Origin of the sequence: Ensifer sesbaniae (assembly GCF_013283665.1) — a bacterium.
GTDB lineage: Bacteria > Pseudomonadota > Alphaproteobacteria > Rhizobiales > Rhizobiaceae > Ensifer > Ensifer sesbaniae.
In genome coordinates, this window is the sequence record NZ_JABEKU010000002.1 from 1,422,759 (window position 1) to 1,437,131 (window position 14,373).

At 59.2% G+C, this 14,373-nt stretch carries 12 protein-coding genes and 2 pseudogenes; 2 read left to right on the forward strand and 12 right to left on the reverse strand.

Going from position 1 to position 14,373, the window contains the following annotated elements:
- Nucleotides 1–345: 345 nt before the first annotated feature.
- Nucleotides 346–1,440, reverse strand: a complete 1,095-nt coding sequence (locus tag BHMPCIPO_RS24435) for a sensor histidine kinase (RefSeq protein ID WP_210266639.1) — start codon at nt 1,438–1,440, stop codon at nt 346–348.
- 548 nt (nt 1,441–1,988) lie between these two features.
- Between BHMPCIPO_RS24435 and BHMPCIPO_RS33990 the strand changes: the two are divergent.
- Nucleotides 1,989–2,753 (forward strand): annotated as a pseudogene (locus BHMPCIPO_RS33990) (IS66 family transposase); the annotation flags it as partial.
- 319 nt (nt 2,754–3,072) lie between these two features.
- Here the strand turns inward: BHMPCIPO_RS33990 and tnpB are convergent.
- The 10 genes from tnpB to BHMPCIPO_RS24490 all read right to left on the reverse strand — a co-directional run bounded on the left by tnpB (nt 3,073) and on the right by BHMPCIPO_RS24490 (nt 12,933).
- Nucleotides 3,073–3,702 carry an IS66 family insertion sequence element accessory protein TnpB gene (tnpB, locus tag BHMPCIPO_RS24445; RefSeq protein WP_210266640.1) on the reverse strand — a complete coding sequence of 210 codons (630 nt, stop codon included), beginning with the start codon at nt 3,700–3,702 and terminating at the stop codon, nt 3,073–3,075.
- 194 nt (nt 3,703–3,896) lie between these two features.
- Complete coding sequence (locus BHMPCIPO_RS24450) at nt 3,897–5,330, reverse strand: aldehyde dehydrogenase family protein (protein WP_173519347.1); 1,434 nt, start codon at nt 5,328–5,330, stop codon at nt 3,897–3,899.
- A gap of 12 nt (nt 5,331–5,342) precedes the next feature.
- Entirely contained in the window at nt 5,343–6,479 is a 1,137-nt protein-coding gene (locus tag BHMPCIPO_RS24455) for a fumarylacetoacetate hydrolase family protein (RefSeq protein WP_173519348.1), read from the reverse strand.
- Nucleotides 6,466–7,365, reverse strand: coding sequence for an aldose 1-epimerase (locus BHMPCIPO_RS24460; RefSeq protein WP_173519349.1), 900 nt, complete (start codon nt 7,363–7,365; stop codon nt 6,466–6,468). The genes BHMPCIPO_RS24455 and BHMPCIPO_RS24460 overlap by 14 nt, the downstream gene beginning before the upstream one ends.
- Nucleotides 7,366–8,103, reverse strand: coding sequence for an SDR family oxidoreductase (locus BHMPCIPO_RS24465; RefSeq protein WP_173519350.1), 738 nt, complete (start codon nt 8,101–8,103; stop codon nt 7,366–7,368).
- Between the two features lie 11 nt (nt 8,104–8,114).
- On the reverse strand, nt 8,115–8,846 hold the full coding sequence (locus BHMPCIPO_RS24470; protein WP_173519351.1) for an ATP-binding cassette domain-containing protein: 732 nt from the start codon (nt 8,844–8,846) through the stop codon (nt 8,115–8,117).
- Nucleotides 8,847–8,849: 3 nt separating this feature from the next.
- A complete protein-coding gene (locus tag BHMPCIPO_RS24475; RefSeq protein WP_173519352.1) occupies nt 8,850–9,827 on the reverse strand; it encodes an ABC transporter permease in 978 nt (325 codons plus the stop codon).
- A 146-nt stretch (nt 9,828–9,973) separates the two neighbouring features.
- Nucleotides 9,974–10,954 carry a sugar ABC transporter substrate-binding protein gene (locus BHMPCIPO_RS24480; RefSeq protein WP_173519353.1) on the reverse strand — a complete coding sequence of 327 codons (981 nt, stop codon included), beginning with the start codon at nt 10,952–10,954 and terminating at the stop codon, nt 9,974–9,976.
- 43 nt (nt 10,955–10,997) lie between these two features.
- Nucleotides 10,998–12,200 (reverse strand): mandelate racemase/muconate lactonizing enzyme family protein, encoded by a 1,203-nt coding sequence (locus tag BHMPCIPO_RS24485; protein ID WP_173519354.1) that lies wholly within the window; start codon nt 12,198–12,200, stop codon nt 10,998–11,000.
- A 10-nt stretch (nt 12,201–12,210) separates the two neighbouring features.
- Nucleotides 12,211–12,933 carry a FadR/GntR family transcriptional regulator gene (locus tag BHMPCIPO_RS24490; RefSeq protein ID WP_173519355.1) on the reverse strand — a complete coding sequence of 241 codons (723 nt, stop codon included), beginning with the start codon at nt 12,931–12,933 and terminating at the stop codon, nt 12,211–12,213.
- Between the two features lie 110 nt (nt 12,934–13,043).
- Between BHMPCIPO_RS24490 and BHMPCIPO_RS24495 the strand changes: the two genes are divergently transcribed.
- The gene (locus BHMPCIPO_RS24495) at nt 13,044–13,940 is read left to right on the forward strand and encodes an SMP-30/gluconolactonase/LRE family protein (RefSeq protein WP_173519356.1); all 897 of its coding nucleotides are present in this window, start codon (nt 13,044–13,046) and stop codon (nt 13,938–13,940) included.
- A gap of 61 nt (nt 13,941–14,001) precedes the next feature.
- On the opposite strand, the pseudogene BHMPCIPO_RS24500 reads toward BHMPCIPO_RS24495, so the two are convergent.
- A pseudogene (locus BHMPCIPO_RS24500) lies at nt 14,002–14,181 on the reverse strand (LysR family transcriptional regulator); the annotation flags it as partial.
- Nucleotides 14,182–14,373: the final 192 nt, after the last annotated feature.

A 14,373-nucleotide genomic window follows, 5' to 3' on the forward strand; every position in this document is an offset into this window, starting at 1 on the left:
CCACTCCTGACTCCGCGACACCATCATTGTGAGGGACGACCACCGGCCCTTCAAACCTGCCGGGCCGGATCCGCCCGTTACACCATCTTTTGTAAAGGGGGTACATTCTATTTCCAAGTGTTGGTGTGGACGGCCTCCGATCCGGGGTCGCAATCTGCAAATGTCAGATCAGGGAGTTTTTTGGCAAAGGAACCGTCCCATCGCTCGAAATTGGTATGGATACGTCGAAGCATCTTCTTCAGATGCAAGACATCGCCACTCCCCCTGCTCCGTCAGGGGAACGCTATAATTGGAACTCCGAGCGCCGCGCCACCGCATCAGTTCGGCGCGTGGCCGCACGACGTGTCAGTGCTCGGCTCGTTTGATTCTCAGGGGCATCTTCAGAGATACGCGATAGCGCGTCGGCTCAATATAACCGGCGGTCAACGATGCGCCCTCTGGAAAATGCGTTTTGATCCGATGGGCGACATTGGCAAGGCCAATGCCGAGGCTGTTGCCGGTCTTGCCGGAGGCGGCCGATGCGGCAACGTCGTTTTCGACCGACAGATAGAGCGTCTCACCGACCCAGCCCGCACGGATGTGAATTTCGACCTCGTCGGCAGAACCGCCGACGCCGTGCTTTACCGCATTTTCGACCAACGGCTGCAGGATCAGACTTGGAACCATCGCGCTCTCAAGCTCGGGAGGGATGTCGATCCGGACAATCATTCGATCCGAAAACCGCTCTTTCTCGATATCGAGATACTCTTTCTGCAAGACCAGCTCGTCTGCAAGCGGCAATTCGCGCATCGGATCGAGTTGCAGCGTCGACCGCAGAAAGGCCGAGAGCGACATGATCATCCGCTCAGCCCGTTGCGATGCCCCCTCCTCGACCACGCCAGTGATTGAGTTGAGCGTGTTGAAGAGGAAATGCGGATTTATCTGATACTGCAAAGCGCGCATCTGGGCGGCGAGCGCCTCTTCACGCGAGGCAATCAGTTTCAGATCCCGATCGCGCACGTCCATGTGTTTGAGCAGCGCCACGAAGAGGAACGACCAGCCGAAGAAGATCGACATGCGATAACAGACCGCATAGCCGTAATCCATGATGTTAAACGGCACGACAACGGGCGACATGATCAGCGCATAGAGGTGAGAGTCCAGCAGGGACATACCCAGCGAACTGACCAGGGAAAACAGCAGACATGCGAGAACCTGCGTGGCGTAGCGTTGATCTCTCATTCGGCTCAGCAGCTGCGCAAACAGAATGGCCAGAACGATAAAAGCCGCTCCAAGGACAAGCTTCCCAAGAAACGGCTTCAGCGGATTGTCACCGATTGTCAGCCAGATCGGACTAGTGATCAGCAACTCGGCGGCCGCATAGATCAAGGCCATGCGCAGGGTCGTCGCACGAAATCTACCGTCCAGGAATCTATCGGTGGGAACGGCGATGTGCTTCATGCAAACTCTGTCGTGTCGAATTCAGGTGGTTTTGTCCGAGCGGCGGAGTCGCCGAGGTGACAAACGTCTGGGCTAAGGAGAAAGCAACTGAAGGAAGATACAATGCATTTAAATCGCGTATCGAATTGCAAACAAAGTCGGCCGAGGCCGATCACAGCGCGCGGTAAAGGCCGTCCGCTGAAAACGTTGGGTCCCCGGAAGCCATCATCGCCATCAGGAGCGAGGCAAGTATCTTCAGATACCACATCCAGAACGGCTATCCCGAACGCACTGTGGAGCGGGTCCGCCAGCCCCGGCGGGCGGTAACATACAACTCTCCTTCACTTGAACTTTGTCCGAGAGATGGACAGCGACGCATCAGATAGCTCGACTTTGCGCACGAGGACCACTAGGTCAGATGTTCTAATGTGCTACGAGCTGAAGACATGGTAGGAGGTTGACGGCACTCGCGATTCCATTCGCGCAGTGCGGCATTGTCGGCAACTTAAGCAGTTTGCGACCAGCAATAGTCGACGAGCGCTAATTCTAGAACACCCGGGCGTGCCAGTGCGGTGTTTGGCTATCTGGACGGCCGCCACGCGGATCCGGCGCTGGTGGCCAAAATCCGCGGCCACGAATCACGACGCTTTTGCAATCAGGTGCCATTTCTCGAATATCTGGCGAGCAAAGGCATCGACATTTTCGACAGGCAGGCGGTCCGTGTGATCGCAGAAGCAGGCGTCTGGGGCTCCATCCGCCATCATGGTCTTCTCGGCGACACGGTGATCGTCTCTCTGACGATGCCGGCCAGTGCCGGTTCGGCAACCATACCCTGTGTTGGGTGCACGCCGAGCGGCTGCTGCAGAAGCTGATGCCGGCCACGCCGCGGCAAGTGCGTCTGGTCGAGACGGTGCGCTCGTGTGGCGGTTCTAACGGGCACTGAAGAGCGTCAAACGAAAGCACCCACTCGGCCTTGCCGCCGCATTTCACAAAAGCTTCGGTCGCATCTTCTCGCTGCGCACCGGTTATGAGGACCTCGACAAGCTTCTGGTACGTCTTTCTCGCCGGAAGGACGAACTGCTCAAGGTACTGGAACGGCCTGACATCCCGCTTCACACTAATGTGTCGGAAGACGACCTGCGCAGCTTCGTCACCAAACGCAAGATTTCCCGGGGGCACGATGAGCCGGCACCCGTGGCGCGTGACACCATGCTCGGGCTGATGAAGACATGCCGGAAACTCGGCCTATCGTTCTGGCGTTATCTCGGCGACCGCCTCGGCCTCGAGGGCAGACCATTCCGCCGCTGGCCACCCTGGTCGCAGCAAGAGCTTAGGCGCGCCTCCCCCTTGCAGGCACAAGCCTGCCCCATCGTCTCATTGCGCTCAGCGCTATTCCCGTCCCGACCGCCGCGGCTCCCCCAGGCGAAACCGACCGGGTGGGTGTTGCCATCCACCGTCGCTGATGCCAGCGTCATCGCGCTTATTCCAGCCTGTGATACGGTCGCATCGGCCCTGCTTTCGAGCAGCCTGGAGAATACCCAGGCTCGCTACATTCCCGATAATACCATTCCCGATAATACATTATGCGATCCCAGAAGCACAAAACTGGAACATTCGCAGAACCAAGCTTCGCTCTGCTCTGGCGGCAACCGCTCAGAACTTAATTCTGGCACCGCCGAGAACAGCGAAACTGTCCTGGAGATCAGCGGTTTCCTGCTCAAGCGAGTAGGTGCGGGCGCCGAGATAAAGTTCCGTCTGCAGATAGTCGAGGTTCTGGACAATCTGCGCCCCGAAGGAATCGCTTTTGCTGCCCCTTCCCGCAATGTCCTTGCCGAAATAGGCATCAACGGAGAACGCTGTCTTGCCGACGTCGAAAATATCGGCCTGATAACCGACTTTCACATAACCGTAGCGCCCATCGACCGTTTCCTTATCCGAATAGCCCGCCGCAAGGGTGAGGCTGAGGCCGGTATCCAGATGCAACACGGAAAGGGACGCGTCGTAGATCGAATTGCCGTCGCCTGGCCTCGAAAAGGCAATTGCGCCACCGACCTTGAAGGCATCATAGGTCTCGTCATATCGGACCGCCATGCCCCAGACGGTGACATCGGTTTCCTCCGGGACGACCTGCCCGGCGCTGGTCGGACGCCAGCTCTGCTGCGGGTTTCGCCAATCGATCCCCTCCAGCAGATAGGACATCTGGCCGGGCGTCAGCGCGATCGCGCCACCCTCCGTCGCCGGCCAGATGAAGCGGCCGCGCTCGATTGCCGGGATTCGCGTCAAGCTTCTTGGAGACCATCGATCCGGAAGTAGAGCCCCGGAGTATTTTTTTGGGGGGGGGTCGTGGGGGCTGCAACCAGATGCCAAGGCGTTTTTTCATTGGGTGCGAATACTGGCCACTGCTTCTCGTTTGAAGGGAATCGAACATTCCTTGACTGACTGGGATGAGGGCCGAATTCCGAATGTTTCAACGCAGTTCAGGCCAGCGTGTAGGCCGTCTTGACGGTGGTGTAGAACTCGGCGGCATAGCGTCCCTGCTCGCGCGAGCCGTAGGACGAGCCCTTGCGGCCGCCGAAGGGCACGTGGAAGTCGACGCCGGCGGTCGGCAGGTTGACCATCACCATGCCGGCTTCGGCGTTGCGCTTGAAATGGGTCGCATGCTTGAGGCTGGTGGTGGCGATGCCGGAGGACAGGCCGAAGGGCGTGTCGTTGGCAACGGCGAGCGCTTCGTCGTAATCCCTGACGCGGATGACGGCGGCGACCGGCCCAAAGATCTCTTCCCGGCTGATCCGCATCGCGTTCGTCGCCTCGGTGAACAGCGCCGGCTGCAAATAGAAGCCGGGCGTGTCGCGCTTCAGAAGCTCGCCGCCGAAGGCCAGCTTCGCGCCTTCCTGCTTGCCGATGGCGATGTAGTCGGTGTCCTGGTTGAGCTGGCTCTCGTCGACCACCGGGCCGATATGGGTGCCGGCCTTCAACGCATCGTCGATCGTCAGCCCCTTCATCCGTTCGCCCATCGCCGCCACGAAACGATCGTGAATGCCTTCGGTGACGATGATGCGCGAGGACGCGGTGCAGCGCTGGCCGGTGGAGAAGAAGGCGGAATTGACCGCCGCCTCGACCGCCACCGACAGATCGGCGTCGTCGAGCACGACGAAGGGGTTCTTGCCGCCCATCTCCAGCTGGTACTTGCGATTGTGCTCGACGGAGGCGGCAGCGACCCGCTTGCCGGTGCCGACCGAGCCGGTGAAGGTGATGGCGCTGATATCGGGGCTGTCGAGCATCGCCTGGCCGACGACCGAGCCCTTGCCCATGACGAGGTTCAAGACCCCCTTCGGCAGGCCGGCGCGATGGAGGATGTCGACGATCGCCCAGGAACTGCCGGGCACCAACTCGGCCGGCTTGAAGACGACGGTGTTGCCGTAGCAGAGCGCCGGGGCGATCTTCCAGGCGGGAATGGCGATCGGGAAGTTCCAGGGCGTGATGATGCCGACGACGCCGACCGGCTCGCGGGTGATCTCGACGCCGATATTGGGCCGGGCGGACGGCAGGACTTCGCCTGCCAGGCGCAGGCACTCGCCGGCGAAGAAGTCGAAGATCTGGCCGGCGCGCACGGTCTCGCCGATGCCTTCGACCAGCGTCTTGCCTTCCTCGCGCGACAGAAGCTTTCCGAGCTCGTCCTTGCGGGCGAGGATCTCGTCGGCGGTCTTCCTCAGGATCGCATGGCGCTCGAGGATGCCGGAGCGCGACCAGGCGGGAAACGCCGCCTTGGCCGCCGCGATCGCTGCCCGCGCATCGTCAGCCGAGGCGCGGGCATATTCGCCCACCACGTCATTGGTGTTCGACGGGTTGATGTTGGCAACCCCGTCACCACCGACCCATTCGCCGGCAATCAGGTTCTGGTGCAATGTCATGGTCGGTTCCATTCAGATCAGCTGACGCGCCGCGAGATTGCGCATCAGGTGCGATGCGCCAAAAGTCCAGGGACTGCACTCTGTTGACAATCGCACCGTGTTGACCAGGGATCCCAGCTGGGCGTTTGAGATTGTCACGACATCCCCGAGCTTGTGCGTAAATCCCTGACCCGGGACATCACGGTCTTCGACGGGCGCAAACAGCGTGCCCATGAACAACATAAAGCCATCGGGATACTGGTGATGGCCGCCGATGGTCTGCGATACCAGATCGAGTGGATCGCGACTGATCTCCTTCATCGAGCTCCTGCCCATCAGCACATAGCCATCCTCGCCTTCTAGTCGCAGATCGAGGTCGGCATTGCGCACGTCGTCGATCGAATAGCTCTCATCGAACAGTCGAATGAATGGCCCGAGCGCGCAGGAGGCATTATTGTCCTTGGCTTTGCCAAGCAACAGCGCCGAGCGCCCTTCAACGTCGCGTAAGTTCACATCGTTGCCGAGCGTCGCCCCCTTTACCCGGCCCTTGCTGTCCACAGCGAGCACAACCTCCGGTTCCGGGTTGTTCCATCTCGATATCGGGTGCAGCCCTACCTCGTCTCCATACCCAACCGCCGACATGACCTGCCCTTTGGTGAAGACTTCGGCATCAGGACCGATTCCAACTTCGAGGTATTGCGACCAGACGCCCTCCTCGATCAGGGCCTCCTTGACGTTGGCCGCCTCCGCGGAGCCGGCCTTGAGGTCGCGCAGGCTGTCGCCAACCAGCACCGTCACGCGTTCGCGGATTTTAGAGGCGAGGTCAGGGTTCCCCGCGGCACGCTCCTCGATCACCCGTTCGAGCATCGAGCGGGCGAATGTCACGCCGCAGGCTTTGATGGCCTGAAGGTCACATGGTGCGAGTAGCCGGGCCGCCTCGGAGCCCCTCGGTGTTCCCGAGAGAACCTCGTCTAGCGCGCAGATCGCCCTTCCCTGTCGTTCCCGGACGAACCCGACAGGATCGTCCATCTCCAAGAGATCACGCATGGTTGGCGCTTCTCTTGTGGTGATGTCGAACACCACGCCGGCACTGACTGTCACCAGGACGGGCCCCTTCTCCTCAGACAACCAAACACGACCAACGAAAGTGCCACTCTTATCGAGTTCCATATGCCTCTTCCCATTCCAAAGTCATTGAACCAGTCATCTCATGGCGGTCTTCAAGTATCTTCAGGCCTGGCCGCCCCACGAGGTTATGTGCGTCCACCGGGTGGGAAACCGGCTCAAAACAAAAGAAGTCCGCCTTCGCATCTGGCGAATAGAGCAGCGCATAGCCGAGATTATCGGAGGCCAAGATCCTGACGGAGACCGCCCCCTTTCCCTGCATGATGACCGCCTCTCCAGCCCACCCGCCGAAGGCGTTGTTGATCCACCGGTCGGGCAACGCCCGCCCGTCGCTAAAATTCCAGTCTGGAATTTCGCATAGCTTTCGACGACCTGTCGGCAAGTGTTCATTGTCCTCCAGCCAGACCTCCTCGGCGAGAAATTGCAGCCGAGTGCCCGCATTTCGCGGAAACCACGGGTGGAATCCGATGCCGAAGGGTAGTGACCGTCCCGAGATGTTTTGAACCGTGAGCTTTATGTCGAGTTTTTCGGGCCCAAGAGTGAAGACCTGCCTTGCCCGATAGTGAAACGGACCGATCGCCCCATCGCATTCCAGTTCGACGGTCTCGCCGCTGCGAGCAACCAATCGCCAGCCCCGCTGAAAGCCGTCCCCGTGAATGGGGAATGGCTCGCCGGCGAGGTTAGGTGGAATGGGATGAAACGCACCGTCATGTTCAAATCCGCCGCGTGAAATGCGGTTGGAGAATGGAACAAGCACATTAGACCCCAGTTCGAAGGGGCCATCTTCCATTCGGCCGTTCCACGGTCTCAACACAGGAAGCCACTCGCCTGACGGATGTCGTACGTCAAGCTGTGCAATGCCGCCACCAAGTGCCGGGATCAGCTGCAAGTGCGCCTTGCAGTTCTCGACATTGATCCGCTCGACAACCATCTACCAACCGCCGTCGATGGCGAAATTCTGTCCAGCAATCATGTCCGAAGCGGATGAGACGAGGAAGTAAACGAGTTCCGCGACGTCCTCGGGCTTAACACGTGATTTCAGGCATTGCCGCTCGAGGACCCAATCGTTGTATTCCTGCAGCCGATCGGCAAATACCCGGTTCTCTGCTTCAGAAACCACCGCTCCGGGCGAAATCGCGTTGACGTTGATCCCGAATGGTCCGAGTTCACGGGCCAAGGATTTCGTCAGACCGATCATTGCGCCCTTCGATGCGACATAGGGCACATAGCCGTCCCATTGGCCATTGAGCGTAATGGAAGCAAAGTTGAGGATCTTGCCGCGTCCTTTGCGTTTCATCAGGTCGGCACAGGCTCGAACAGCCGCAAATGCCGCCGACGAATTGACGCGGATCTGGTCCTCGTACTCCGCCAGACTGAACTCTTGGAACGGCTTGTTGATTATGAGCGCGGCGTTGTTGATCAGGATATCGATACCGCCTGAGGTTTCGGCCTCCTGCCGGATGAGATCCTCGGTTTTCGCGAGGTCATTCAGATCGCATCCGAGAAAGCGCGCGTTTTCGCCGAGATTTTCCGTCAGATCTACCTGGAGGCCAGGACGGTCGAGTACGATGACAGTGGCGCCTTCCGCTGTGAGTTTTCGGGCCTGCGCTCGACCAAGTGTGCCAAGGCCGCCCGTGACAAGCGCCACTTTTCCCTGAAGTGGTTTCATCTGCGTTCCCCTCAAAGTACGGACTGGACTTCGTCGATCGACGTCTCGCTGACACGCTTGTCGAGCACAATCTGCCCACGCGCCATGGCGACCACGCGATCACAGGATTCGAAGACGTGATGCATATTATGACTGATGAAGATGCCGGTAACATTCTGTTCCTTCAACGAACGAACGAAACCTATGACCTTGTTCGTTTCCTTGACCGACAGGTGGTTCGTCGGTTCGTCGAGGATCATCACCTTCGACTTGAAATGCATGGCACGGGCGATCGCGACCCCCTGTCGTTGCCCGCCTGAGAGTTCGCCGACCAAGGCGTCAGGCGAGCGCAGATGAAGGTCGACGTCCGCGATGGCCTGGACGCTTTCCTCGCGCATCTTGCGCAAATCCAGAACGCCGAAGCCGAAGAGGGAGTATTTGATCGGCTCGCGACCAATGAACAGGTTCCGCGCGATAGACATGGTCGGGACCATAGAGTTGTACTGATAGATGGTCTCGATCCCGAGCCGCATGGAGTCGCGCGGGCTCGATATCGCAGCCTCTTTTCCCTCGACGAAGATACTGCCCTCGTCCTGTTTCTGGACGCCGGAAAGGATGTTGATGAGTGTCGATTTGCCTGCGCCGTTGTCACCAATCAGACCGACTGCCTCGTTGCGAGCGAAATCGACCGAGACGCCCTTAAGAGCATGGACGCCTGAATACCATTTGTGCAGGTTCCGGACGGATACAATTGGACCGTTCATGGCTTAAACCTCCACCTTGATCGATTTTGCCCGCTTGCGAAGCCAGGAGTTGGCGACGACAGCAAAGATCGTCAGCGACCCGATCGCAAACTTGAACCAATTGGCGTCGACCTGGCTGAGGATGAGGCCGTTATCGATCACGCGGATGAGGATGACACCAATGATGCCGCCGAAGACCGCTCCAACGCCGCCGTTCAGGGCGGTGCCACCAATGACGGCTGCGGCAACCGCTTGGAGTTCCATGCCTTCGCCGATCGAAGGCAGCGGCGACCCGAGGCGAAGCACCTGAATAAGCCCGGCAAAGCCACTCAGTACCGAGCAAAGAATGAAGCAGGCGATCTTGACGCGTGCTGTCGGAATGCCGAGGGCGTCGGCCGCTGGCAGAAAGCCACCGGTTGCTCTGATCCAGTTTCCAAAGTTCGTACGGCTCAGAAGCAGCGATACGAGAACAGCAATGGCCAGAAACCAAAGGAACGACATGCGCAGCAATTGGCCAGGCCCAACAAAACTGGTGAAGAGCCAAGTGGGAAGATCAGTTGGCAACAGAGGCGGAAAGCCGCCGGAGATCACGACCGTAAGAGATCTGGCGACGAACATCATGCCAAGCGTGGTTATGAAGCTTGGGATCGCAAAACGAATGGTCAGATAGCCGTTCAGCAGTCCGATCGCCACACAAACGAGAAGGCCCGCGACTAGTGCCATCGGGAACGAGACCCCCGTGGCCATCAAGACGGCCATCGTCATCGGCATCAGCGCGAAAACGGCGCCGACAGAAAGATCGAATTCTCCGCAGATCATCAAAACAGTGACACCGATCGCAACCAGTGCCATCTCCGGGAGTATCCCAAAGAAGCCTCGCAGGTTATCAAAGCTCAAGAAGACGCCTCCAGACCGGAGCTGGAAGAGAACTACGAGCAGCAATAGTAGAAGGAGCGCCGCGAGCTCCGGCTTCTCCATGTAGATTTTCAGCATTCTTTTCATCGCATGCACTCCCGTGCGGCAGGGCGGCGCGTTTCGCGGGCCTGCCGGCCAAATTCAGTGCTTTGCGCGCCGTGTTCGACGCGCAAAGCACATGCTTCATCATCAGCCTCTTTCTGCGAAAACCATCCGATTTCGAAGAAGCGCGTCTACCGGAGGCCCTGTGCTGAAAGGTCCATAATGTTGTCGGCATCGGCTGGACGGACGATCCCCTGCCCCGTATCGATGTCAGCCGGGGCGAGGCCAAAATTCTTGGCGAGATAGACCTGCATGACAGGCATGAAGCCCTGCATGTATGGCTGCTGATCGACCTGGACCTGAACGTAGCCCGTCTGCATTTGCTGCACGACTTCGGGCACCAGATCGAAGCCGCCCAGAAGCACCTGACCAGGCGCGACCCCACGATCCTTCAGAACTCTTGCCACCGCGGCATGCCAGAATCCGGTATCGAAATAGGCGGTGGTGTCGGGGTGCGCATTAAGGTAGGCGCCGACACGGTCTGATGTCACGGCAAGGTCCGTGCCGCTGTCGATCCGTTCCCAGGACACTTCTCGACCGGGGTTCGCGGCCTTGAATTCCGCGAGGAAATCCATGACACCCTGACCGCGGGCCTCGGACCAGTTCTGGCCGGGCGCGGAAATCCCGACCAACACTTTGATCGGTCCCTCCTTGGGAAAATTCTCCGACATGGCCTTTCCAAGCGAGTACCCGGCGCGTCGGAAACCCTGACCGACGAAAGCGACCCGCGCGTTTCCTTTCGCCCCCTCGCTGTCGTCGACGTTGACGCCGATGACCTCGACGCCGTCCTTGGCGGCCCGAGCGATGACGTCGTCAAACGCCTTGTCATCGACGGTGGACGTCAGAAGGGCGTCAGGCTTGCTTGCCAACGCGGTCTCCATATTCGAGAGCTGTTGTTCAACGGAACCCTCGGTCTGGGTAAACACCATCTGGCAACTTGCGCCGATCTTTTCGCAGGCGTCGTCGTAACCCTTTTTGACCGCCTGCCAGAACGTGTTCGACGCCGACGAGTGATGTGTGAAGACGATCTTCAGCGGTTCCGCCGATGCGCCGAGCGCGGTCGAACCCAAAAGCGCCAACCCCAATGCACTCCGTATCAATAAAGTTCGCATGCTTGCTCCTCCTTAAGCTGCAGAATTGCGAAAGAACCCGGCCTTAGCCCCCGCTCGAAGTGCGACGGGACACCGTGAATGCCTTTTCGAGGTCGGGATTAAGCTCCATGCCGAGGCCGGCCCCTGGTGGAACCGTGATCATCCCGTTTCGGACTTCCGGGAGCGCCGTAACGAGGTCGCGATACCAGGTCTTGTAGAAGGCCCGAACGCTCTCCTGGACGAGCGCGTTGGGCGCGTTCAGCGACAGATGCGTCGATGCGCAAAGAACGACGGGACCGGTACAATCGTGGGGGGCAACCGGGAGGTGCCACGCCTCCGCCATCGCCGCGATCTTGCGCGCCTCCGACAACCCGCCACACCAGCTGATATCCAGCATGACGACGCCAGCGGCGTCGGTCTCCAGGAGGTCGCGGAAAGCCCACCTCGAACCCAATGTTTCCGACGCCGAGATCGGCGCAGGCGAGACGGCTGCATAGCGCTTGAGGCTCGAGAGGCTATCCATCTTGATGGGATCCTCGTGCCAGAACGTTTGATAGGGTGCGAGCGCCTTGGCAATCTGCATTGCCGGCAAGAGCTGCCACATCGAGTGGAACTCGACCATGATGTCCATGCGATCGCCAACGGCGTCGCGGATCTTCTGGAATGGCACCAGCGCCGATTTCAAGTCGGGCATCGAAATATACTGACCACGCGACTTTTCCGCCGCGATATCAAACGGCCAAATCTTCATCGCCGTAATACCCTCTTCCAAGAGGGACAGTGCCAGTTCGTCGGCGCGATGCAGGAAGCCGTTGAGGTCGTCGTAGTTGCGGACGCCGGCGGACGACAGATCGTAGTTTGCGGTCGTCTGACCGGTTGCCTTCTTGATGTACTCCGTACCCGCACAGGTGTTGTAGGTGCGGATTTCGTTGCGGCTGAAGCCGCCGAGCAGCTGCGCGATCGGCTGACCCGTCGCCTTTCCAAAAATATCCCAAAGCGCAATGTCGAACGCCGAATTCCCACGCACCTCTGCGCCGGACGAGCGAAATCCGAGATAACCGACCAGGTCAGATGCCAGCAGATCGATCTGCAGCGGGTTTCGCCCGATTACACGAGGGGCGACGTATTCGTGAATGTAGGTCTCGACGGTTTCTGCGCCGAAGAAGGTTTCTCCGAGCCCCGTCAACCCCTCGTCGGTGTGGACCAGCAACCAAAGCAGGTTCGGCCGTTCCGCGATGCGGACCGTCTCAAGTTTCGTAATTTTCATCAGGTTTTCCCTATGCGATTCCAGCCGCGAGCAGCGCTTTTGCGCTTTCATCGAAATGGCGGGCCATGAGCTGGCTGGCGGCTTGCGGGTCGCCAGCAAGGATTGCCTCGGCCAAGTCGATATGTATCCGGTTCATGGCGTGCCGCTCGGCGTCGGACGCGCGGCTGCGCCACCCGATCGGCCAGGTCTGCCGGGAGACACCCTGGAACGCGCCGACGATTATCGAGAAGATCGGGTTCTTGGAGGCGCGAGCGATCTCCAGGTGAAAAGCGAGATCGCTCTCCATGACCTTGTCCGCATCCGCAAAATTGGTCTCCATCGCTCTCGCATGGTCGAGGATGATGCGCGCTTCCGCGTCGGTTCGGCGAAGTGCAGCCAGCGTCGAAGTTCGCATCTCTATGGTTCGGCGAACGTCGTAAACCTGATTGATGTTGATCTGGGCCGTGTGCACGCCGTGCTCGATCATCAGGGACATTGCGCCGTGGTCGAGTTGGGCCACAGTGGCACGCTTTCCGACATTGAGATCAATCAGCCGCATCGTGGCAAGCGACCTGAAAGCCTCACGAACGACCGACCGCGACACGCTTAGCTCCTTCGACAAGGTGGCCTCGCTCGGCAGTCGATCTCCCGGACCCAGCTCGTTCGTGCGGATGTGCTGGGTGATGGCACCGATAGCGGTACTGACGAGATTGCCTCCTGCAAACTGTTCTTCTTCGACTGGAGCTAAACTCATTTTCGTCTCCCAGTTTGATAAAACCTGTCGGACAGGTTGAATTGAACTGAGTCATAGTTTATGGATAAGCTGTGTGTCAAGAACCAATTTGCGAAGAGCTCGGAGGGCTTATGAAAATCCAAGTTGACGTGGCATTCGCGGCGGAAAACATAGTTGGCGAGAGTGCGGTCTGGGATGATCGAACGCACAAGCTTTGCTGGGTCGACATCGTCGGAAAATCGATCCACCGGCTCTGCCCGAGCACCGGCAACCATGAAAAGTGGAGTTTCCCGGACCTCGTCACGTCAATTGGCCTTCGCGACGACGGCGGCGCTATTGTCGGATTGCGGAAATCCATCGCCTTATGGGAGTTTGGAGGCGAGCTTCGTCCCGTGGCGGAAGTCGAGCCCGAAGTGCCGGGCAACCGGTTGAACGAAGGCGTCGTTGCACCGGATGGGGCCTTCTGGGTAGGCACGATGCAAGACAACATCGCCGCCAATGGCACGCCGATCGCGATGTCGGGAAAGTCCGGAAGGCTCTACCGCTACGCGCGAGGAAAATTACGTCCGGTTTCCGAGGATCGGTTTGGTATCACCAATACCCTGATCTGGATCGACGGCGGGCGGCTGATCACGGCAGATACCGAAGACAACGCGGTCTACAGTTATGCACTCGGCGCCGACCCCATAGTGTTGAACGACAGGCAAACGATTCTTTCGGGTTTTGAGCGAGGGCTGCCGGACGGCTCCTGCGTGGATGCTGAAGGCTTCATTTGGAATTGCCGCGTCGCCGGCGGCGGCTGCGTGATCCGATGTGCACCTGATGGTAGGATAGATCGCGTTGTCGACCTACCGTGTTCATGGCCGACCAGCTGCGCCTTTGGCGGTTCGCAGTTCGAGACTCTGTTTGTTACGTCGGCGCGCTTCACGATGAGCGACGAGTATCTTGCCCGCAACCCACATGAAGGTGCGGTCTTCGCGCTGCAGCCGGGCGCCCACGGTGTGCCAACAAGCCGTTTCGGGCGATGAGATGGAACACCTTCATTGAACTTAACGCCGCCTCGCTCTATCGCCAATGCCCCCCCGCACCTCACCTGGCCGGTCGCGCTAGCGACCGGGCGATGTCGATGATGTCGTCCCGTGACACCGTTGGATCCTCCTTATTCCAGGCAACACCAAGCCCGATCTTGAGATCGACGCCGCGCACGGGTCGGAGCTCAAAGTTGCGGTTCGGCAAGTCCTTCGTCCATTCCGGCGCAAAACCGATCCCGCCAATGGTTGTTTGTGGGGACAAGGTGCCGACACTTGAACTCTCCGATCGACGACCGGAATCGCACATGTTGCTTCTGGGGGTGATAAACTCGATTTGCATGGATTTCCTCGTCCGCAAGAAAATCTCGCTGAAGATGGCATTCAACATCGTAGACAGCCTTCCCCTCCCCGTTACTTCGGAGGTGAACGC

Excerpts from the sequence above, each read along its gene's own strand:
- BHMPCIPO_RS24495 (WP_173519356.1), top strand. The coding sequence starts at position 13,044 with ATGAAAATCCAAGTTGACGTGGCATTCGCGGCGGAAAACATAGTTGGC.
- BHMPCIPO_RS24480 (WP_173519353.1), bottom strand. The coding sequence starts at position 10,954 with ATGCGAACTTTATTGATACGGAGTGCATTGGGGTTGGCGCTTTTGGGT.
- BHMPCIPO_RS24465 (WP_173519350.1), bottom strand. The coding sequence starts at position 8,103 with ATGAAACCACTTCAGGGAAAAGTGGCGCTTGTCACGGGCGGCCTTGGC.
- BHMPCIPO_RS24490 (WP_173519355.1), bottom strand. The coding sequence starts at position 12,933 with ATGAGTTTAGCTCCAGTCGAAGAAGAACAGTTTGCAGGAGGCAATCTC.
- BHMPCIPO_RS24450 (WP_173519347.1), bottom strand. The coding sequence starts at position 5,330 with ATGACATTGCACCAGAACCTGATTGCCGGCGAATGGGTCGGTGGTGAC.
- BHMPCIPO_RS24435 (WP_210266639.1), bottom strand. The coding sequence starts at position 1,440 with ATGAAGCACATCGCCGTTCCCACCGATAGATTCCTGGACGGTAGATTT.
- BHMPCIPO_RS24455 (WP_173519348.1), bottom strand. The coding sequence starts at position 6,479 with ATGGAACTCGATAAGAGTGGCACTTTCGTTGGTCGTGTTTGGTTGTCT.
- BHMPCIPO_RS24475 (WP_173519352.1), bottom strand. The coding sequence starts at position 9,827 with ATGAAAAGAATGCTGAAAATCTACATGGAGAAGCCGGAGCTCGCGGCG.
- BHMPCIPO_RS24485 (WP_173519354.1), bottom strand. The coding sequence starts at position 12,200 with ATGAAAATTACGAAACTTGAGACGGTCCGCATCGCGGAACGGCCGAAC.
- BHMPCIPO_RS24470 (WP_173519351.1), bottom strand. The coding sequence starts at position 8,846 with ATGAACGGTCCAATTGTATCCGTCCGGAACCTGCACAAATGGTATTCA.
- BHMPCIPO_RS24460 (WP_173519349.1), bottom strand. The coding sequence starts at position 7,365 with ATGGTTGTCGAGCGGATCAATGTCGAGAACTGCAAGGCGCACTTGCAG.